The sequence below is a fragment of the Cohnella soli genome (assembly GCF_042655525.1).
GTDB classification, from domain to species: Bacteria; Bacillota; Bacilli; order Paenibacillales; family Paenibacillaceae; genus Cohnella; species Cohnella soli.
This window is the reverse complement of the sequence record NZ_JBHSMI010000020.1, coordinates 154,886-176,072: the sequence shown is the minus strand read 5'-3', so window position 1 is coordinate 176,072 and position 21,187 is coordinate 154,886. Positions and strand designations below refer to the sequence as shown.

General features: G+C 52.5%; 15 protein-coding genes. 4 read left to right on the top strand and 11 right to left on the bottom strand.

The window, feature by feature from the left end; translation table 11 throughout:
• Nucleotides 1-2: 2 nt before the first annotated feature.
• The 6 genes from ptsP to ACFPOF_RS10540 form a co-directional block, all read right to left on the bottom strand.
• On the bottom strand, nucleotides 3-1,757 hold the full coding sequence (gene ptsP, locus ACFPOF_RS10565; protein ID WP_378132270.1) for a phosphoenolpyruvate--protein phosphotransferase: 1,755 nt from the start codon (nucleotides 1,755-1,757) through the stop codon (nucleotides 3-5).
• The gene (locus tag ACFPOF_RS10560) at nucleotides 1,754-3,601 is read right to left on the bottom strand and encodes a glucose PTS transporter subunit IIA (RefSeq protein ID WP_378132325.1); all 1,848 of its coding nucleotides are present in this window, start codon (nucleotides 3,599-3,601) and stop codon (nucleotides 1,754-1,756) included. The genes ptsP and ACFPOF_RS10560 overlap by 4 nt, the downstream gene beginning before the upstream one ends.
• A 280-nt stretch (nucleotides 3,602-3,881) precedes the next feature.
• On the bottom strand, nucleotides 3,882-4,310 hold the full coding sequence (locus ACFPOF_RS10555; RefSeq protein WP_378132268.1) for a CoA-binding protein: 429 nt from the start codon (nucleotides 4,308-4,310) through the stop codon (nucleotides 3,882-3,884).
• Nucleotides 4,311-4,365: 55 nt separating this feature from the next.
• A complete protein-coding gene (gene aroA / locus ACFPOF_RS10550; RefSeq protein WP_378132266.1) occupies nucleotides 4,366-5,658 on the bottom strand; it encodes a 3-phosphoshikimate 1-carboxyvinyltransferase in 1,293 nt (430 codons plus the stop codon).
• A 57-nt stretch (nucleotides 5,659-5,715) separates the two neighbouring features.
• Nucleotides 5,716-6,096 carry a fluoride efflux transporter FluC gene (locus ACFPOF_RS10545; protein WP_378132264.1) on the bottom strand — a complete coding sequence of 127 codons (381 nt, stop codon included), beginning with the start codon at nucleotides 6,094-6,096 and terminating at the stop codon, nucleotides 5,716-5,718.
• Complete coding sequence (locus ACFPOF_RS10540; RefSeq protein ID WP_378132262.1) at nucleotides 6,093-6,473, bottom strand: fluoride efflux transporter FluC; 381 nt, start codon at nucleotides 6,471-6,473, stop codon at nucleotides 6,093-6,095. The genes ACFPOF_RS10545 and ACFPOF_RS10540 overlap by 4 nt, the downstream gene beginning before the upstream one ends.
• Nucleotides 6,474-6,552: 79 nt before the next feature.
• Between ACFPOF_RS10540 and ACFPOF_RS10535 the strand changes: the two genes are divergently transcribed.
• Nucleotides 6,553-6,852 (top strand): rhodanese-like domain-containing protein, encoded by a 300-nt coding sequence (locus tag ACFPOF_RS10535; RefSeq protein ID WP_378132260.1) that lies wholly within the window; start codon nucleotides 6,553-6,555, stop codon nucleotides 6,850-6,852.
• Here ACFPOF_RS10535 and ACFPOF_RS10530 read toward each other — a convergent pair.
• Nucleotides 6,849-7,379: a shikimate kinase gene (locus ACFPOF_RS10530; protein WP_378132258.1), complete on the bottom strand. Its 531-nt coding sequence runs from the start codon at nucleotides 7,377-7,379 to the stop codon at nucleotides 6,849-6,851. The two genes, ACFPOF_RS10535 and ACFPOF_RS10530, sit on opposite strands and share 4 nt — an antisense overlap.
• 219 nt (nucleotides 7,380-7,598) lie before the next feature.
• On the opposite strand from ACFPOF_RS10530, the gene ACFPOF_RS10525 reads away from it, so the two are divergent.
• A complete protein-coding gene (locus ACFPOF_RS10525) occupies nucleotides 7,599-7,799 on the top strand; it encodes a hypothetical protein (protein WP_378132256.1) in 201 nt (66 codons plus the stop codon).
• Here the strand turns inward: ACFPOF_RS10525 and gndA are convergent, their stop codons facing one another.
• Entirely contained in the window at nucleotides 7,800-9,215 is a 1,416-nt protein-coding gene (gene gndA, locus ACFPOF_RS10520; protein WP_378132254.1) for an NADP-dependent phosphogluconate dehydrogenase, read from the bottom strand.
• 169 nt (nucleotides 9,216-9,384) lie between these two features.
• Between gndA and ACFPOF_RS10515 the strand changes: the two genes are divergently transcribed.
• Nucleotides 9,385-9,918 carry a YceI family protein gene (locus tag ACFPOF_RS10515; RefSeq protein WP_378132253.1) on the top strand — a complete coding sequence of 178 codons (534 nt, stop codon included), beginning with the start codon at nucleotides 9,385-9,387 and terminating at the stop codon, nucleotides 9,916-9,918.
• A gap of 78 nt (nucleotides 9,919-9,996) precedes the next feature.
• Here the strand turns inward: ACFPOF_RS10515 and ACFPOF_RS10510 are convergent, their stop codons facing one another.
• From ACFPOF_RS10510 to ACFPOF_RS10500, 3 genes are all read right to left on the bottom strand, one after another.
• Nucleotides 9,997-16,032: an Ig-like domain-containing protein gene (locus ACFPOF_RS10510; RefSeq protein WP_378132251.1), complete on the bottom strand. Its 6,036-nt coding sequence runs from the start codon at nucleotides 16,030-16,032 to the stop codon at nucleotides 9,997-9,999.
• Nucleotides 16,033-16,715: 683 nt separating this feature from the next.
• Entirely contained in the window at nucleotides 16,716-17,315 is a 600-nt protein-coding gene (locus tag ACFPOF_RS10505) for a hypothetical protein (protein WP_378132249.1), read from the bottom strand.
• A gap of 114 nt (nucleotides 17,316-17,429) precedes the next feature.
• On the bottom strand, nucleotides 17,430-18,494 hold the full coding sequence (locus tag ACFPOF_RS10500; RefSeq protein ID WP_378132247.1) for a LacI family DNA-binding transcriptional regulator: 1,065 nt from the start codon (nucleotides 18,492-18,494) through the stop codon (nucleotides 17,430-17,432).
• 146 nt (nucleotides 18,495-18,640) lie between these two features.
• On the opposite strand from ACFPOF_RS10500, the gene ACFPOF_RS10495 reads away from it, so the two are divergent.
• Nucleotides 18,641-21,184 carry a beta-mannosidase gene (locus ACFPOF_RS10495; RefSeq protein ID WP_378132245.1) on the top strand — a complete coding sequence of 848 codons (2,544 nt, stop codon included), beginning with the start codon at nucleotides 18,641-18,643 and terminating at the stop codon, nucleotides 21,182-21,184.
• Nucleotides 21,185-21,187: the final 3 nt, after the last annotated feature.

The window sequence follows — 21,187 nt, the reverse complement described above, 5'->3', positions numbered from 1 at the left end:
GGCTATACGATTGGGCGAACGTTACCCGGGGCAAGTGCCGCTTCCATATTGAATTGACCCGCCATCGCCCGTACCTCGGACGCGGATTTGCAGCGAAACAAACCTTCCAGCAGATTGCGGCTATCAATCGCTTTCGTGCGCAGCAAACTCTCCTTCACAGGCAAAATCGCTTGAGCAGACAAGCTCAGCACTTCTATGCCGAGACCGAGCCAGATCGGCAACGCGTTAACGTCACCCGCAACTTCACCGCATATGCTTACAGGGATACCCTTGGTCTGCGCAGCGTGCGCAACAGTGCGAATCATGCGAAGGATAGCGGGATGGAACGGCTCGTACAGATGGCTGATCTGCTCATTCATACGGTCGACGGCCAACGTGAACTGGATGAGGTCGTTCGTCCCTATGCTGAAGAACGACGCTTCCTCCGCAAGTAAGTCCGCGATAGCGACAGCTGCGGGCACCTCGATCATGATGCCGACTTTGATGTCGCTCCGGAACTCGATGCCCTCGTTTTCCAGCTCTTTTTTCGCCTCGGCAAGCACACCGTTCGCTTCCCTCACTTCGTCCACCGATGTAATAAGCGGGTACATAATTCTGACGTCGCCGAAAGCCGTCGCCCGCAAAATGGCGCGTAGCTGCGTCTTGAACAAATCTTTGCGCTCCAGGCAGAATCGAATCGCACGGAAACCAAGAAACGGATTGTCCTCTTCGGGAAGCTCATAATAGTCGAGTTGCTTGTCGCCCCCGATATCGAGCGTTCGAATGACGAGCGGCCGTCCTTTCAGCTTCTGGGCCACGGCGCGATACGTCTCGAATTGCTCATCTTCGGTCGGAAAACGGCCTCTGTCCATGTACAGAAACTCCGTCCGGAAAAGGCCGACGCCATCCGCGCCATTGTGCAAAGCCGCGTCGAGTTCCTTCAAAGAGCTGATATTGGCGGCCAGCGTCAATTGCACGCCGTCCGACGTTGTCGAAGGTACTTCGACCAACTCAAGCAATTGTTCCTTCATTACTTTCTGGCGTTTCCGTATTTCATTGTAACGGCTGACGGTCTCCGAAGAAGGGTCTATCTGGAGCAACCCGGTTTCCCCGTCTACGATAAGCAAATCTCCCGTTACAATTTGCTGTTCCAGCTTCCCTTCAACGCCCATTAACATCGGAATGCCGAATGCCCGCGCCATTATCGCTGCGTGCGATGTCGGGCTGCCGACCATCGTCACGATGCCGAGCACGAGTTCGGGCTTCAAGTGGACAAGCTGCGACGGGGAGAGCTCCCGCACGACAAGCACGAAAGGCTGCGTATCTTCAGGAAGCGCGATTTCCGGCGCTCCGAGCAAATGTTTGAGCAAGCGGTTGCCGACATCCTTGATGTCTAGCGCGCGTTCTTTCATATATTCGTCGTCCAGCAAATCGAACATGGTCACGAAATGATCGATTGCTTCTTTGACGGCGACTTCGGCTACTTTGTATTGCCGCTGAATAATGCCTTGAATTTCGTTCATGAACACCGGATCTTCGAGAATGGCGAGGTGGGCGTCGAAAATGCTCGCTTCCTCGGAACCTACCGCCTCGTCCAGCTCTGTTTTCATCCGGTTGATTTCGGTTTTCGACCGACGAATGCCTTCGTACAGCCGTTCGAACTCCTTGGCCAAGTCGGCCACATCGATTCTTTGATCCGGCAGCTCCCATTCCCAATGAGGGAGAACGAACGCTTTGCCGATTGCAATCCCTTGAGATGCCCCCAGAGCTTGAATCATTTCTCCGCCCCCTTGATCTCTCTCTCTTTCAACACGACCGACATGACCGCCGCCTGGCCTTTTTTGACGACTTTATACGGCGCGAATCTCCAACTCTTCACAATGTCGCTATTTGTGATCACCATCGGCGTCTCGAGCGACTTGGCATGCTGTTTCAGCGTTGGGAGATGAAATTTCAGGAGCGGCTGTCCCGGCGTTACTTCGTCTCCCATCTTGACGAGGCAGCTAAATCCTTTGCCTTCCAATTGGGAAGTATTAATGCCGACGTGCAGCAACACTTCCAGCCCTTCTTTCGTCTCCAGCCCGATCGCGTGCAACGAAGGGTGTATGTGCACGATTTTCCCCTGGAGCGGGGCGACCAGTTCGCCTTTGTCCGGAATGAAGGCGACGCCCCGGCCGACGAGCCGTTGTGCGAATATCGGGTCATCGACATCCTCAAGGCGAATCATCCGGCCTTGAACCGGCGAATGAAACTGAATCTGGCGAACATCAGTCTGGATATGCTTATGGATTTCTTCGCGAATCAATTCCGAGAACGTGCCGAACACGACTTGTACATGACCCGCTCCGAGCCGAATGACTCCCGCCGCCCCCAAGTGGCGAAGCGCCTGGGTGTCGACCCGTCTGTCGTCTTCGAGCGTCAGCCTCAGCCTCGTAATGCACGCTTCCAGCCGAACGACGTTTTCTTTGCCCCCGAGCGCCTGCAAAATAAGCGGAGCGCGGTAGGGGATGTCCCCTGCCCAATCGTCCAGTCTCGTAGCGTCTTCGCGCCCTGGCGTCGCGAGTTGGAACCGCCGGATGCTCCAGCGAAACATGACGTAATAAAGCGCGCCGACGGCGAGCCCGATCGGCAGCAACCACCATCCGCGCTGTGCCAGCGGCATATTAATGAGATATTCGAGTGCCCCGGCAGAGAATGTGAAGCCATGCCTAATATGAAGCTCATATGCGAGCCACATAATACCGCCTGACAACAGCGCGTGGACGATAAACAAGTATGGCGCGACGAAGAGGAACGCAAATTCGACCGGTTCGGTCACCCCTGTCAGGAACGAACTGAGCGCGGCGATGCGGAATTGCTTTCTCGTCTTCGGTTTTAAGTCTTCGCGGGCCTCGTGAATAATCGCGAAAGCGATAGCGGGCAACGCGAACATCATCGTCGGATACAAGCCGGCCATGAAATAACCCGCGGTTGGATCACCCGCGAAGAAACGCGGCATATCACCGAAGTAGACGGCTCCGTCCGATGTGTCGTATTGCCCGACCTGGAACCAGAATACATGGTTGAGCAGATGATGCAGCCCAAATGCAACAAGGATGCGGTGCAAGAAGCCGTAGAGGAAGATGCCGAAGCCACCAGCGGAGTAGACGAGCGTGCCTGCGGAGTCCGCCCAGCCTCTAAGTCCTTCCCCAACGCCGATCATAAGCCAGGCGAAACCGAGCGACACGACACTCATGAAGAGAGGGACAAACCGCGAACCGCCTAGAAATTGCAAAAACTCAGGCAATTGGAACGACTTGAAGCGGTCGTGAGCCCATCCCGACAGAACGCCGATTACCGCCCCGGCGAACATTGAAGGCTGTACGCCGTTCGGGTCATACGTCGTCGTTACGATCGTGAAGATAAACATGCCCGTCAGCGCAGCCATGCCCGCCGTCGCCGTCTGGTTCGATAAGCCAAGAGAGATACCGATCGCGAACACATAAGGAATGTATTGAAAGATCGCCAAACCGGCTGCGTTCAGCAGCTCCGGCACTTGATTCCAGCTGAGAGCGTCCCAAGGGAGACGTGCCAGCATCAAGAAGATGGCAGCCGCCGGCAGCACTGTCATCGGCAGCATCATCGCCCGGCCGAGCCGCTGCAAGTAGCCGATTCCGTACACGTTTTTCCCTCCCTTCTCCTGCAAACGACAATAAGAATGAAAAGAAGATGATCATAAGTAGAGCGCCGATGTATCTCCCTCCAGCCGCTTCCTCTCCGCCCATTGCCTTAACGATATCACAAAGGGGGCAATGGGCTCCAAGAGGCGGACGTAAACTCTTACGGGAGATACATCTGTGCTCTTATGCCGATCATCTCAATCTTTATAACGTCAGTTCAACCAAACGGACGGGAAAAATACTTTATTCTTTCCCGTGTGGCAGGAGAATGGAATCCTCCACTTTGATGCAGCGGTCCATAATGATGTTCAGGCCGCCTGCTTGGGCGATCGAACCCGCTTCTTCGTTCAGGATGCCAAGTTGCAGCCACAGCGTCTTCGCGCCGATCTCAACCGCTTCTTGAGCGATCGGGGGCGTATGCTCCGGTCGGCGGAACACGTTCACGATGTCGATCGGCACAGGTACGTCCTTCAGCGAAGGGTAACTCGTCTCGCCGAGAATGGTCGATGCGTTCGGATTAACCGGGATGATCCGATATCCTTTCTTCTGCATCGCCGCAGATACCATATGCGACGTCTTGTCGGGATCGTCGGACAAACCGACGACGGCAATTGTGTTCGATTGTTGCAAAATCGCTTTGATCTCGTCCCGGGACGGGTGCGTATAAGACATTTTCAGCGCCTCCTTGGCATTGGGAATGACTTGAGCGTAAACATTGGCAGCGGGTTTATTCTGTCCATTCCACTTGTGCGCCAAGCGCTTTTAAGTGGTCGAAGTAAATCGGATACGACTTGGCGACATGGTGCGCGTCCTTGATCCGGATCGGCGCTGCTGAACGAAGGCCGACAATCGTCAGCGCCATGATAACGCGGTGGTCGTAGTGCGCATCGATCTCGACGCCGCCTTCAACTCCTTCTGGGCGCCCGTGGACGATAATCTCGTCTCGTTTCTCCTCGACGTTCGCCCCCGCTTTGCGAAGTTCCGCCAAGTAATCGGTAATGCGGTCGCATTCCTTGTAACGCAAATTTTCTACGTTATAGAACCGCGAAGTGCCCTCGGCGAATACGGCCGCAGCTACCATCGCGAGCACGCCGTCGGTGAACTCGTCGCCGTCGAACTCGCCTGCCGTCAACTTGCCGTTGCCACGCACGTGGACGATATCGTTCTCGTGCGTCAGCGGCACGTTCATCGCTTTCAGTACTTCAACTACAGCGCGCTCCCCTTGTTTGCTGTTTTCCATCAAACGGTGGACGATTACGTCGGACTCGGTTACCGCCGCCGCCGCAAGAATAGCTGCCGAACCCGGATAATCGCCCTGCACCGTGTACGTCTGTGCTTTATATTTCTGTTTGCCATGAATGCGGTAATGCATCAGATCATCGGAAGCTTCAATGACGATACCTGCCTGCTGCAACACTTCGAGCGTCTGGCCGATGACGACTTTCGATTTCAAGTCGTGCAGCACTTCGATCTCGCTATCTTCGTCGAGCAAAGGTGTCACGAACAGCAACGAGCTGAGAAACTGCGAGCTGACGTTGCCCGATACTTGGATTTTGCCGCCGCGCGGATGGCCGCCTTTGATCGTCATCGGCAGCTTGCCGCTATTATGCTCGATCGTTACCCCCATGCTTTCAAGCGCTACGATCAGATCGTCGTGGGGACGTTTCCCGAGCGATTCCGGATACGTGTTCACGAAATGTACTTCCGGCAACAACGCCGCAACCGACATGACGAAGCGAAGCACCGCGCCCGCATTGCCGACATTCAGTTCCTTCGTCGGTTTCGGATGGCGGCCGAAGCCAGTAATGACAATCTTGGACTCGTCCTCTTCGACGATTGCGCCCAAGTCGCGAATGCAACGGCGCATTGCCTCTCCGTCTTCGCTGTGAGCCGGATACAGTATCGTGCTCGTACCTTCTGCAAGCGCAGACACGAGCAAGTAACGGGTCGTATAGTTTTTGGAGGACAAAGCCTGAATTTCTCCGCTTAGCTTCTTTGTCGGGGTAACGATCATATCCATTCAGAAACACGCTCCCAAAAGTAGTTATTCAAAAAGTCCGACATTTTAATAAAATGCCTATGTACGCATCATGTCGCCGATCGCGACCCCGAGTGCAGTCAATCCGAAACCGAGAACATAAGTTGCTGCGATATAACGGAACAGCATTCTCCTGACCCCGCTGCGCAGCATAGACGCCTTCTGCACATTTAATGTCGAATAAGTCGTGAGCCCGCCGAGAACGCCGGTGCCGACGAACGCGTATACAGCAGCATGATCACTTTCGACATGCCATCCGATAAGAAGCCCCATCAAGAAAGACCCGATAAGGTTTACGGTTAACGTCGCGTAAAATCCCGGTTTCTTCTTGGTTGCGACAACCCGGCTCGCGCCGTAACGCGCCAACGCACCGATTGCCCCTCCAACTCCGACAAGGCAGGCGATTCCGAACTGGCTCATCCCCGCTGCACGCCCCTTCCCTTCGACAACCCGATCGAAGCGAGCCACCAGCCTCCGACGCCGCTTAGCAACACGTACACAGCCGCCAAACCGTAAGCATCCTGCTCAAGCAGCTGCCAAAGCTGACCGTTAAAGGCGCTGAACGTCGTATACGCACCGAGGAAACCTGTGCCTGCAACTTCCGCGATCGCGGGCGATACTTTGCCTCGAGTAAGCGCGCCTGTCAGCCAGCCGAGGAGGAATGAACCGGACATGTTAATGAACAACGTAGCCCACGGAAACGGTTCCGCACCTTCGCCGAGCGGGATCGCCCCGATGCCGTAGCGGGCAATCGCGCCGAGGAAACCCGCTGCCGCGATGCCGATCACGATTTTCATGCCCGTCGCCTCCGAATTGACAGCGCCATGCGCAGTTTCTTATGATAAATAAGATTATAGAAAAGAGAGGTTGGCTTTCATGAGCGATTACGCAACGATTACCGTCGAACAATTGAAAGATCGTCTGGACGCCGGAGAGCACATTCGCCTCATCGATGTGCGCGAGGATGAAGAAGTCGCCCAAGGCATCATTCCCGGAGCCGTTCACTTGCCGCTCGGACAAATTCCACAGCAGCTCGCCAGCATTCCGAAAGATGAGGAAGTCGTCTTCATCTGCCGCAGCGGTTACCGGAGCGATCAAGCTTGCCAATATTTGGCCGCTCAAGGCTACAAAGTAACCAACATGCTCGGAGGCATGCTCGCCTGGAACCAGCTTTAACGCATCGGCATCCGGTCAAACAGAAAATCCGCCAGCTCTTGCGGTGTGCGCGCGGACGTGTCGACCGTCTCTTGTGCGAAGTCGTAGGCGTGCCGCCTCGCTTCGAGCAACGCGTCGATACGTTCACCTGCGTCGCCTTCAAGCAGAGGGCGAGTCCCTGCCGCTGCCGCGCTCGTTACTCTGGCGAGCAACGTCTCCCGATCTGCCGTCAACGCGACGACCCAGCCGCCTTTCAGCATCGTTTCCCGGTTTTTTTCCCGCAGCACGGCACCTCCGCCAGTCGCCACCACTTGATTCGAACGACGTAGCATGACCTGCAGTACGTTGCTTTCTAAATCTCTGAAAGCTTGCTCCCCGTCTTCGGCGAAAATGGCTTTGATGCTTTTGCCTGCCGCTTTCTCGATCTCTTCGTCCGTATCTTTGCTTTCCCAGCCGAGTTTCTCCGCAAGCAAACGGCTGACCGTCGATTTGCCCGTACCCATGAACCCGACAATAATCACGTTACGGCTTGTGCCGAATTTTTTCAACGCAAGTTCCCCATTTCGTGTTTTACGCAGTATCTATCATAGCATATCAATTGCGAGGTATAAAACGAGCGAAAATTCCGTAACTTTGATAGTGTACGGAACATTCCGATACATAGCCGAAGGTGATGTTGCGCTCTGGACATTAAACATTCCGTTCCCCAGCACGAACTACCGCTTAAGCGATTGCTTGATCCGTCTTACCCGTTATGTCGGGAGGACGTGTTATGGGCGCTTGGCTTCGTGAAGAAAAAAGTGGCCGATAGAGCGCCCGAATGGTCGGGGCTCGATCGGCCACAACTGCTTGCCCATTTCGCCTGCTTCGCGGATATGGCCTTGTTGCTCCTGCACCGGCGAAGCCCGGGCAATCAGGAAACCGCCTGCTTCCGTAAAATGTTAAGCGAACTGTCGCAGCAGAGCTAATTAACCGTTGATCCAGTTGTGGTGGAAAGTTCCTTCTTTATCGAGCCGCTTAAACGTATGCGCGCCGAAGTAATCGCGCTGCGCTTGGAGCAAGTTCGCCGGAAGGCGCTCGGAACGGTAGCTGTCGTAATACGCGATCGCGCTCGCGAACGACGGAACCGGAATGCCGTAAGCGATCGCCGTGGTGACAACTTCGCGCCATGCGTCCTGATACGATTCGACGACGTTTTTGAAGTACTCGTCGAGAAGCAAATTGCGAAGACCGGGCTCGCGGTCGTACGCGTCCATGATGTTCTGCAAGAAACGCGCGCGGATGATGCAACCTCCGCGGAAAATCTTCGCGATGTCGCCGTAACGCAAGTTCCAGCCGTACTCCTCGGAAGCTGCGCGCATTTGCGCGAAGCCTTGGGCGTACGAGCAAATTTTGCTCGCGAACAGCGCTTTGCGCACTTTCTCGATGAACTCGGCTTTGTCGCCGTGGAACGGCTTCGTTTGCGGACCTTTCAGCACTTTGCTCGCGGCAACGCGCTCTTCCTTCATCGCGGACAGGAAACGCGCGAAGACGGATTCGGTAATGATCGATAACGGAACGCCCAAGTCGAGCGCGCTTTGGCTTGTCCATTTCCCGGTGCCTTTCTGGCCCGCGGAGTCGAGAATGACGTCAACCATCGGTTTGCCGGTTTCTTCATCTTTATGTGCGAAAATATCCGTCGTAATCTCGATCAAATAGCTGTCGAGTTCGCCTTTATTCCACTCGCCAAAAATGTTATGAAGCTCTTCCGTCGATACGCCGACGACGTCCTTCAGCAATTGGTAAGCTTCGCAAATCAGCTGCATGTCGCCGTACTCGATGCCGTTATGCACCATTTTGACATAATGTCCCGCGCCATCAGGCCCGATGTACGTACAGCAAGGATCTCCGTTTACTTTAGCGGAGATGCCCGTCAGAATCGGCTCGACGAGACGATAGGCTTCCTCCGGTCCGCCCGGCATAATGGAAGGGCCTTTCAACGCGCCTTCTTCGCCGCCTGATACGCCTGTTCCGATGAAATGGAATCCTCTGGCCGTCAAATCTTTGCTGCGGCGCTGCGTATCCGGGAAGTACGCGTTACCGCCATCGATAATAATATCGCCTTGATCGAGGTGCGGTACGAGCGACTCAATCGTCGCATCCGTGCCGGCGCCCGCTTGCACCATGATCAGAATTTTGCGAGGTTTCTCGAGGGAAGCGACGAACTCTTCGACAGAGAACGCGCCGACGAGGTTTTTGCCTTTGCCTTCAGTGCTCAGCAGATCGTCCGTTTTCTCGCGCGAGCGGTTGTATACCGCAACGTTAAAACCGCGGCTTTCGATATTAAGCGCGAGGTTGCGTCCCATGACCGCAAGGCCGACGACGCCGATGTTCGCTTTCGACATGTTTTTCTTCATCCTTTTAACACAAAATTTTCACAATACGATTATTGTACTCTTTTTGACCCGAGATGAAAACCATCATTTGTTATGGGCAAAACCGGAAAAATCTACTTGCGTTTTTTCGTTACTTACTGTTTAATAGTAAATATAAATTATTAAGGAGATGTTAAACATGGCGGCAAGCAACTGGACATTAGATAAATCTCATAGCGGAATTTCTTTCAGCGTTCGTCACATGATGATCACGAACGTTCGAGGCAGCTTCAACGATTTCGATGCGACGGTATCCGCCGATCCGGCAGATTTGTCTTCGCTCGACGCAACGCTGACGATCGATGTGAACAGCATTAATACGAAGGACGAAGGCCGCGACGGTCACTTGAAATCCCCGGACTTCTTTAACGCAGAGCAATTCCCGAACATTACATTCAAGAAAACCGCGCTGACGGCTAAAGGCGGAGACGACTACGCGCTGACGGGCGACCTGACAATCGCAGGCGTTACGAAATCGGTTACGCTGAACGCGGAAATTTCCGGCCCGGCCAAAGACCCGTGGGGCAACGTGAAACTCGGTGTAGCCGCAGACGGCGTCATCAACCGCTCCGAATTTGGCCTTACTTGGAACGCTGCGCTTGAAACGGGCGGCCTGCTCGTTGGCGACGCGATCAAAGTGCATATTGAACTCGAATTCGCTCAAGCGAACTAAGAGACACATAACACAATTTAAACAAACTGCCCCTAATCGTGCCTAAGCATGATCGGGGGCAGTTTGTTTAACTAGGTATTAATTCAAGCTCCACGCATGATAGAGTAATACCGCCGCTTCCGCTCTGGATAACGTATCGAGCGGATGAAGATTGCGTCCGTCTCCTTGAACGATCCCTGCGCGGACAAGAGCCGAAACGCTTTCTGCGGCATAAGAGGAGACAGCCGCCCGATCGGCGAAGCGTTCCAACTCGGACGCGCCTCCGGCCTCGTTGTCTTTGCCGGCCGCTTTCATCGCCCGATTGAGCATGACAAGAGCTTCTTGTCTTGCGATCGGCTTTAACGGATTGAATCTGCCTTCGCCTGTTCCATTGACGATACCGAGCGTCTTGGCGATTCGGGCCGAATCGGCATAATAGGCTGCGGCGTCGATATCGATGAAATTCGCTCCTTCGGCATCTGACTTCAGTTCAAATGCACGCACGAGAAGCGTGACATAATCCGCTCTCGTCATTCGAGCCGTCGGCCGGAACTCCGATTCCGAGAGTCCGTTTACAATGCCCTTAGACGCCATCACTTCAATTGCTTTGCGCGCCCAAGAGGTGTTGCCAATGTCCTTGAACGTTGTCTGCACAAAGGCAACGGCGTATTCGCTGAAATGGGTCGTCGAGAAACGAACCGTTCGCGTAGCCGGATCATATTTGCCGTTCGGCACAGGGACGATCTTCCCTGAACGCTCGATGTACCAGACGACGAGATGTTCCGCATGCGCAGCCTCTTCCGCTGTCGGCACATAAGGAATCGTCAGCACTACCGGCGATTTCGGATTACGCCACTCGACTTGCTTGCCATCGACCAGCAATGAGACTTCGATGACCGGATGCCGCCCTACCTTCTTCTGCAATGCCGCATCGAGTGTCGTCACGTCTACGGTTTTCAAGATGAGGGCTACGGTTTGTCCTTCCGTCAGCTTCATTCCGGAAAGCATATTCGACGTCGACTCGATCGTTCCCCATTCGGTTTCGATCCGGACTTTTACTTTCGGATCATTCGCATTCAGTGATTGCTGAGGCAAGTTCACGACATAAGAACCGGCTCCAGTCGCAGCTGGCACTTCGATCCTAACCGTGCGGACGCCTTTCGCGTCAGGAAGCGCCGAGCTCAAAGCCTCTTTCCAGTCGCTTTCCTTCACCGAGACGGATGCAACTCCGGTAGCTGCGTCGACATTAGGCGTAATGGCTTTAATTACACCGTTGCCTACGGTAGCTCCCGGCGCAGCGGTCACTGGTGGCTCGTACGGCGCCGTGACCGTAATTTGCACCGGCTCGACCGCATCCTTCTCGTTATACAGCTCGAGCTCGGACAACGCATAACGGTTGTCGCTTGTCATATTGGCGGCCCACAAGAGGATATATAGACCTTTTATTCCTTCAAAGCTGGTCCCCTCAAAGCTCGGCAATGCAATCGTCTGCTCCTCATACACGTCAGGGCTATTCGTTAGCCATGTCAGCTTTGGACCGGAAGGCATCTCATCCCAATTCTGGCCGTCCACCGTCGTAGATATGTCCATCACCTTCAAGCCCTGCTGCTGCGCGTTGTTGACGATGAGTACCATTTGGTTCATATCCTGCGGTTCATTCCACTTCAAGAAAATACGATGCGGCGGACTGAACTCGTCCTTGGCATTTATTTTGTCCTCCGGAACGCTCACGCTTTGAAAATACGTTCGTACGTCGCCGTCAATGATCTTCTTCGGCGAATGCTCGCCTTGCGGATCGTACTCTACGCTATTCCAATCTAATTCGACCCCGGAATACGTGGAATTGACCGCGCTCGCCTTTCTCGCGAGGTTCTCGTTGCGCTTGACTTTTATTCGATAGGTTTGCGTTGTGGCTCCGTCGGCCGCGGTAACAACGATGGAAATCACGCTATTGCCCATCGGCACCTTTGCAGTAACCGTATATCCCGCTCCGACAGCAACTCCGTTCACCTTCATCGAGCTGTCCGCTCTCTTCATCGTCGGCAAGAGCTGGATCGTATCCTGCGATGAATCGATCTTCACGGTATAGTCGGTCCGGGCACTGTCGAACTCGATGTCCCCAGCCGCTCCCTTAACGACTAATGAGGCCAATGAAGCGTCGCTATTTGGATTCGTCACATGAACAGTGCTCGTCGCCGTGAAATGTCCCTCTTCCGTCGTTGCCGTAATGACTGCCGTCCCTGCGCCTACGGCGTAAACGATACCGTTGGCATTAACGGTAGCAACACTGGTGTTGCTGCTCTTCCATTCCGTCAGCTGATTGCTCGCGTTCCCCGGCGTGAATGCAGCAGTCAGCCTGATCGTCTCGCTGACGTTAAGCTCCGCAGACGCGGGAACAACTTGCACACCCGTTGCGGGAATATCAGAGACCGTCATTTGCACCGGCTCGACCGCATCCTTCTCGTTATACAGCTCGAGTTCAGACAACGCATAACGGTTGTCGCTTGTCATATTGGCGGCCCACAAGAGAATATATAGACCTTTTATCCCCTCAAAGCTCGTACCTTCAAATCTCGGTAATAGAATCGTCTGCTCCTCATACACGGCAGGATTATTCGTTAACCATGTCAGCTTAGGACCGGAAGGCATCTCATCCCAATTCTGGCCGTCCACCGTCGTAGATATGTCCATCACCTTCAAGCCCTGCTGCTGCGCGTTGTTGACGATGAGTACCATTTGGTTCATATCCTGTGGTTCATCCCACTTCAAGAAAATACGATGCGCCGGTTCGAACTCGTCCTTGGCATTTATTTTGTCCTCCGGCACGCTCACGCTTTGAAAATACGTCCGAACGTCGCCGTCAATGATCTTCTTCGGCGAATGTTCGCCCGCCGGATCATATTCTACGCTGTCCCAATACACTTCGACTCCGGAATACGTAGAATTGACGGCGCTCGCCTTTCTCGCGATGTTCTCGTTGCGCTTGACTTTTAAGCGATAGGTTTTGGAGGCAGTACCGTCGTATGACTTGGTGACGAACGTAATAAGGCTGTTGCCCATCGGTACCGTAGCCGTTATCAGTTGCCCACTCGATACAACTTTATCATTTACGAGAATGTTACCTTTTCCGCTTTTCATCCGCGGCTGCAGCTTGATCGTATCAACTTCGGAATTAAGCTTTACCTCGTAATCGTACTTGTTGCTATCGAATTCGATATTCGACCGACCGCCGGTAACGGATAACTCCGACAACGCAGCTTCACTATTCTCATTGATTACTGTAATTGCACTTGTTGCCTTATAAGAACCATCGGACGAAGTGACTGTAATCGTAGCTATACCCGGAGCGATTGCCTCCACTTTGCCTGTTTGGTCAACTTTTGCTACGGCGGCGTTGCTGCTCGACCACGATACTATTCGATTCGAAGCGAGCGGCGGTTCGACTTCTGCTGTCAACCGCATTACATCTCCCGCATAAAGCGATGCCGCAGGCGGGCTGACATGAATACCCGTTACGGGGACAATCGTCTGCTCGACTTGAATTTTAGCGAACGATTTGAAGTTCCCGTCAACCGTTATCGCCGTAACATATGCCGTTCCGCCGGCAACAGCCGTGACTTTACCGTTCGCATCGACCGTGGCGATGCTTCGGTTGGACGTTACCCAGCGTACGCCTTTTTCGGTAGCTGACGCTGGCGATACATTCGCTTGCAGCGTTTGCGTCTCTCCCGCTTTCAAATTCACAACCTCAGGGACACTAACGGAACTTGCCGCGACGTATCCGCTTCGAACTTTCGTCTTATCCAGCCGGAACAAATCGGCGACGCCGCCCTTTAACTCCACGTCCAGCTCGTAGCGGTTTCCGCCGAGGGACTTTAGAGCGACCGGCTCCACCTTGCCCGTATCTCGACTCACCTTCTCCAGCGCTTCCGGAGCATAGGCTGCCAAGTTCAATTCAAGAACGATCTTTTGTTTCGTTTCATCTCCGGACCCGTGTTGATCCGCAGGTAATTTTCCGTTCCCCGACGTCAGCCCGTTCATAACCATGAAATATTCCATATCTGAGCTGCCGAAGAACGAGTCCATTCCCGGCAATGGTTCGAAATAACCGATTAGCGCGTCGCCGTTCAGTCTATCGTTCTCCGAACCAAGGTTTTGAACGGAAACGTTCCTCAAGTAAGAGTGCTTCGACCGGTCGTTCGCATCGAAGACGGACGTCTCCCTCGGAAGTTTGTTGCTCGCTGGCTTGCCATTCTCCATATGCTGTCCCGGTACGATATTGACGTCCGTACTGTTCAAACGAACGAGGTGAGGGCCTAAATTGCGGATTTGCCGTGCCATCTCGGCATATTGATCGTATTGCGCCGTCGGTTTGCGATCCTTATCGAACAAGATGAATACGTCCGGATTGTCGTATTCCCAACGGAACAGGCTAAGCCACTTGCCCCCCAGCGTCAAAGTAGCAAAGGGCATGCCGTTGATCTGAGATTCCGTAATTCGATAGGTTCCCGTGGCGCCCCCGGTTGACCCGGTTTGGAACCCGAGCAGGTATTGACCGAACGCGATCGGGCTCCGCCCCGTACTGTCGTAGCCTCGCAGCGCAAACGTCCGTTGATCGTTAATATTGTCGACGATCGACTTGAACAGATTGTTATCGGTTCCCGGGATCGTGAACATGTAATCGTCGTACGTGAGCAAATCAGGTTCAGCTGTACGCATATATTCCTCGTAATTGTCGCGCTGCCACTGATGGGACTGCTGATTGCTATGGACGAGCACATCCGGATACTTGTCGTGGCTAACTTGGAACCACTCCGCGAACGCCTTCACTATGTCCGGGCTATAGTTTTGTTCGTCTCCGATCGAGACTGTGACCAAATCATCGACATGTTCTAATTGTTGCGCGGTTAGATAGCCGTTATTCTTGACTTCGACCGGCGGCCCCGAGTTGAGACCCCCTCCTCCAAACTCCCCCATCACGAACGACCATTGCATGCCATCCACGCTATTGAAGAGAGTCTCATTAAACCAAGGCGATTCGTAAAAGGTCGCCGTCGTAAAATGGCTGTTCTCCCACTCCTTCTGCGATGCATATTTACGGCCGGTGTCTTCGGTCGGCATCCAAGTTTGCATCTGCAGTCCTTTATCGATGAGTACCCGGCTGGCGCGAGACAGCGTCTTCGGAGGCAGCACCGTTACCGTCCGAACTTTCGCCACGGATTCCCCCTTGGTGTTCGTCACGGTATAACGGACCCGATAGATTCCGCCCTTGCTCGTATCGACCTGACCTGAAGTTTGGATGCTCACGGTCAAGTCGTCTCCGTTGACATCCGAAGCCGTCGCGCCCTTTTCCGTATAAGTTTCGTTTAGCGCCAGCGTCATGTCAGATTCACCGTTCAAACGGATGGAAGGCCAGACAAAGCCTGGTGCTTCACGCATCTGATCTTCTGTTAACGCAACATCGTACATTTGCAGCTCATCCACGTATCCCGGCCATGCGTTATACGTTTCCGGGAACTGGTCTGCACCGATTATGATATGATTTTGATTAGAATTCATCTCAGTATTGTATGATATCGTTTCCACATTGCCGTTAACAAAAAGCTTTATTTGATCAACATCGCGAACGAGCCCGACATGATACCATTTCTTCGGCTCGATCGGCGTTGAACCGATCGTCGTCGTATTCCCTAATGAAGATTGCAATCTACCGTCCGCTCTCCGAGACAGCAGCGTCAACCCGGATTTCTCGCCTTGTTGCTGAAGCAACACGACTTCCCGGTTCGTAAAGGTTGAATTAAAATAGACAAGCAGGCTGATCGAAAAATTGCTCCCCGTGTCGATCAAATGATCGTTCGGCACGGTCGCATAGCTGTTGTATCCGTTGAACAGCATCGCATTGCCGAATTTGCCGCTACCCAGTGCTGCATTGCTGGCAATCAAATTATTCCGCGAATAGGTGTCCGGCGACATGTTGTCTTTCATCGTCTCGAATTTCCATTCCCCGACAGGGGTGGGAGTAAGGCTTCCCACTTCCGCAGATGCGCGGGATAAGCCGTTGCCGATTGGCAAGCCCAAACTACTTAAACATAAACTGAGCACCACAACAATGCTAATCCATCTGAAGCGTTTCATTTTCGTCGATCTCCTCCTTGGCCTACTGGTAAATAAACAATCGATATTGCAAAATCGATTTCCCTTGTTTCACCTTCCTTTCGCAAGAAATAATAACGCTTTCATGAGGGAGTGCTAGCAAGCGGGCAGGGTCTGCCAAGCGTGTAATAACACCCTTATTTTTCATTATACAAATCCCCGCCTACAACGTCTTGTCTGAGAATGCGACAGATTTGCATAGTCCGAAAACAATTTCCGTTGTCAGAAATCCCCTGTACGGTGAACTTCGCAATGTTCATCGTCTTTTTGAGCTCGGGGAAAGATGTCGCATTTTTAAAGTCATCTTCGTCACGTTAAACAAAAACTACGATGGCACAATCGACTAAAAAAAGTCGATATGCAGCGGAATAGCGCTATGGCACAGTTTTATTCGTCCCGAAATGGCTTCGGCGGTGCGAATAAGACGGTGGCATAACGTTATTGGTATTCCACAGAAGTATATTAGGGGGTTCTTGTATGGAATAACGTTACGCCGTAGCCTTATTTGTTCTTCAACAGGCACCGGAGCTGTCGATAGGGTGATCCCGTAACGCTATTCTCTCCCACGGGGCTTTCGCTTGTTTGTGAATTGTGCCGTCGGGCCACACAAAAAAACCGGAGAGCTGTCGCTCCCCGATTCCTTATCTATCGTCACTATTTTGGGGTCATAATTCCAATACTAACATCTCGGTGCGCATGCCCCTCAGCTTCTCCTTGCTTGCTTCCGCTTCTTCCGTATTTCCTTGTACAAGAGCCTCATGAAGGACGGCAAGCTCGTAGTCGATTTCAAGGCGAAGAACGCCCGCTCGTTGCTCGGCTCTTTTGGACTTGAACGCCTGAACCATGTCTTCGATCGTCACCTGAGGACGCTTCTGAAAAATAATCCGATGTTCCATGCCGGACACCTCCACGAGACGGATAATTTCGCCGAACATAATGTTCTCAATTCTGAGCACTTGATGATCGTGAATTCTCTTGACGACGGCGTGACCGCGGGAGCTGTTAATGAGCTTCTCGATCCATTGCGCCAGCCTCTCATCCTTGACCACATAATCCCCGACGAGCTTGTAACGCCCGAGTACCCGGAGAAAACGAAGCTTCAGCAGCTTACGGCCCGTGCGGACGGAAACGATGAAGTGATGATCGTTCTCGTTCCAGTAAAGCGAGTAACCTTCCTGGATGAGTTCCCGGATCAAATTCTGAATTTGGCGACGATCGAAACGAAGCTCCAGATTGCAATATTCCACTTCATGGCTGCGGTTCACGGCCATCCCTCCTCCTGCAATTCGCATGGTTTGAGATATTGACCGAATTGTCTGACTATTGTGGCTTACTTCTATCTTATACTCCATCTTATGTTATGGCAACTTGGTTTCTGACTATTTTCTGGCGGAACGGCTGGTAAATGTTGCGATGGACGTCACCGAACTTCTTGCAACAAGCCTCGGATTGAGTAAAACTCGCAGCGTGTTGCCATTCGGATCGGAAAGACGACGGCGAAGCGTCTCCAAAACAACTGTGCCAACGTTCTCGCGAGGAAAATGGATGGTCGTTAATGGCGGTTCGTACCATTGCGCCGCCTCCAGATTATCAAACCCGATCAAAGAAACTTTGCCAGGCACACTGATCCCGCGGGAAGTTAATAAACTGCCCACGCAAAAAGCGAGCGGGTCGTTCGCGCAGAAAAATGCCGTCGGTAAATTTTCGAGATCTAGTTGATTATGAATCGCCCCATAATAATCAACTTTACTGTCAGCTGCTCGCAGACGAAGATCATAGATAAATCTTTCTTCAAGTTGAAGTCCATAATGCTGCATAGCATCCATGAATCCATGACCGCGTTGCCTGAAGCTCGGCGCCAAGCTGTTATCGCCGATAAACCCGATTTGTCGATGCCCATTGTCGATCAGATGTTTGACAGCGAGAAAGGCGCCTGCATAGTCGTTAGCCCCGATTGAATCAATGTGCGGAACGACATCATATTCATTGTCGATGGCAATAGCTGGAACACCTTTACGAAACAGTTTTAGCGCGAACGCTTCCGGAATGAGTCCGAACAGCAAGTAAACATGCGGTTTAATAATCGGTAATTTGGGCATTTGCTTCAGTTCCGCATCGATCGGCCACAAGTCCAAAGTGCATCCGCCGGCCTTAAGTTCGCGATCGAGCGACATATAGATGGGAGCAAAGTGGGGATCGGCTAGATTGCTCCTGTCCACGACTAATAAAACGTTTATAGGATTACTCGTCCCCTCCTCGAGAACTGTTCCATTGAGCGGTTTTCTTCTTTTGTCGTAACCAAGCTCGGCCGCTGCTTCATTGACTTTACGGCGTGTTTGCTCCCCAATACCCGGATTACCGCTTAATGCTTTGGATACGGCGGCTGTCGACAACCCCAGTTTCTGCGCAATGTCGAGAAGCGTAATTTCTTTTCTTTTTTTCACCCTAACGACAACTCCCGTCATCAATACGTATATTCATCTTATGTTAATCTAACATAAATTAATATAAATTAACCTTTGATTTACTTAATATTAATTTAATATGATGAAACTATATACTATCTCCGTTTCCGATCAGGAGGACGAACATGATAAAAACAATCGACCTTAACGGTGCTTGGCTCTTAAACGGGATCGACGAGTCAGCCCGCAAAGCGCCCATTGCCATCGAGGCACAAGTGCCCGGCCATGTACATCAGGATTTGGAACAAGCAGGTCTGATCCCGGATCCTCGTATTCGAAAAAACGCCGATTTATGTCAATGGGTCGAGCACATGCAATGGACGTATACGAAAACGTTCGAGCTTGCCGAGCTGAGCGAAGGCGCCCCTGTTCTCGCATTCGAAGGGCTGGACACGTTCTCGGACATTTATTTGAACGGCATTTGGCTCGGTACAACCGATAACATGTTTTGCAGCTACCGATTTGAAGTGGCCGGAGTGCTGAGATTGGGCACTAATGAAATTCAAGTTAAATTTAAGACCATTGAGAGCTCGCTATCCGGGAAGCCGTATGCCGACTATCCCGCCGCCTTCTCTAACGAGCGTGTGTATGTCAGGCGTATGCAGTGCACGTTCGGATGGGACTGGGTTCATCGTTTGGTTAGCTACGGCATTTGGAAACCCGTCCGTCTCCTGTTCGAACCTTCTGTTTCAATTCGGGATACTTTCGTATACACGCGTGCATTGGATGCGAGCGGGGCATCCCTCCGTTATACGCTTGAAGTTCGGCGTCGCACATCCGAGCCTGTCAAGGCACGGATAAACATTCACACCCCCGATCTCCATGCTGTATGGCAAACAGAAAAGCCAGTTTACGGCGACAAACTGGAGTTGGACGTTTCCTTGCGCGAACCGCAGCTTTGGTGGCCGTCCGGATATGGGGGTCAACCTTTGTATATAGTCGAGACGACCCTTTACTCCGCTTCGGGAAACGAAATCGAAACGCGAAGCGATTCATTCGGCATTCGCACCGTCAGAATCGAGCAATTGAAAGATCAACCAGGCAGCCCGGAAGAAGAAATGACGAGCGGTTTGAGGCAAGCTCACCCTCAATGGGATCGAAATGGAAATACAGCCGGCAGCAGCTTTACTTTGATCGTTAACGGCCGTCCGATCTTCTGCAAAGGTGCGAACTGGGTACCTGCGGATCCCTTTCCGTCCCGCATTAGCGAACGGCATTATGAGCACCTTCTCCAGCTCGCTCACGACGGACATATCACCCTTTTGAGATGTTGGGGCGGCGGCATTTACGAATCCGAAGCCTTTTGGAAGTCATGCGACAAACTCGGCATACTTGTGTGCCAAGACTTTATGATGGCTTGCGGCTCTTATCCCGACGGCGATACCGAATGGACTAGTTCCTTGCGCTTGGAATTCGAATCGGCCATCCGCACGTTGAGACAGCATCCAAGCTTAGTGTGGTGGAATGGCGACAACGAAAACGGGCTTTTCGACGATGAAGACAATGCTGCCTATCCTGGCAGAAAGATCGCAGAGACGATCACGGGGCGTCTTTGTGCCGAATTGGATCCTTCGCGGCCGTTTACGCCAACGAGTCCTTTCGGGGGCTCCCCCAACCTTTCGTTTACGATTGGAACGAGCCATCATACCGGAATCATGCTGGAAATGTTCGATTATTTACGCGCCCATGATTTACGAGATTATCGGGAATATTTTGCTTCGTTTGTTAGCCGGTTTTGTTCGGAATTCCCGATGTTCGGTACGCCTGAAAAACATACGTTGCTCAAATTTATGACTTTAGAGGATCTTAAGGACCCTGCCTATGAAATGCTGGAGTATCATACTAAAAACCATCCGGGATTAACCGATTTCTCGCTGTTCAAAGTTCTTCTCATGCTTGCCGACAAATTGATGCCGCCATTTTCCACCGTGATGGAACAAATCGAGAAGATGTCTTTCGTGCAGCACGAACTGACGCGTCTGGTTGTCGAAGCCTACAGAAGACAGCGCCATTACGCCAGCGGTATATTGTTTTGGATGTATAATGATTGTTGGCCGGCAAGCGGATGGAGTCTCGTCGATTATTACGGTTACCCGAAAGCCGGCTATTACGGCCTGAAAGCTGCGGCCAAACCTGTCATTTCCTCTATTGCGCATGACAAAGCGAACGGCGCATTTCAGTTTTGGGTGTGCAGCGACAAGCCGGAGGACATTCGGGGCCGAGGACGGTTGCGTGTACTCTCGCTAGACGGAGTCGATCATCATGCGGAGAAATGGTCCAAAGAAGCGGCTTTCATTGTACCTGCAGGTACATCGAGGCAGTTGGATACGATTGCCGATGAAACGCTGTTGCCTTTACTGGATAACCGGCATATTCTTGTCATGGAAATCGAGGGTGACTTCGGAGCCGACCGTAGCGTATGGTTCAACGGGTTGCCTTCTGAAATGTCTTTAACGCCATCAGGCGTACAAATTGTCACGCAAGACGACAATTCATTAGTTGTCAGCTCGGAAAAATTCGCAAAAGCCGTTCATCTGCACGGCGAACTCGTATTCACTGACAATTATTTCGATCTGTTGCCGGGAGAAACAAGAACGATCGGCTATCATGCTATCGACGGCAGTAAAGGCCACGTTAAACCAACTATCGAATTATTCAGCTGGAATTAGGAA